Source organism: Leifsonia sp. HAY1-4F, from assembly GCF_056755275.1.
Genome location: NZ_JBNDHX010000505.1, coordinates 1 through 245, shown reverse-complemented (window position 1 = coordinate 245; position 245 = coordinate 1). Strand labels below are relative to the sequence as shown.

The following is a 245-nucleotide window of genomic DNA, read 5'->3' as shown; positions in this document are numbered from 1 at the left end:
GCTGCTGCGCGCCGAAGGTTCCACCGAGCGCGATGCCGCGCCGCGCATCGAGGTGAGCGAGCACGACGGCAACACCCGCATCGACATCGCCGAGGATGCCGTCGTCCGCCCCGGCCCCGGTCCCGGAGTCGCCGGCGCCGACGATGACGAAGCCGCGGAAACCGTCGAGAGCGGGGCAGCCGGGGAGCCGCCGGACGCCCACTGACGGCATCCGATCGCGACGCCGATCAGCTCAGGTGCAGGCC

General features: G+C 73.9%; 1 protein-coding gene. It reads right to left on the bottom strand.

The window, feature by feature from the left end; genetic code table 11:
* On the bottom strand, positions 1-202 hold a 202-nt coding region (locus ACPYOG_RS20305; RefSeq protein ID WP_481295885.1), incomplete at its 3' end, for a hypothetical protein.
* Positions 203-245: the final 43 nt, after the last annotated feature.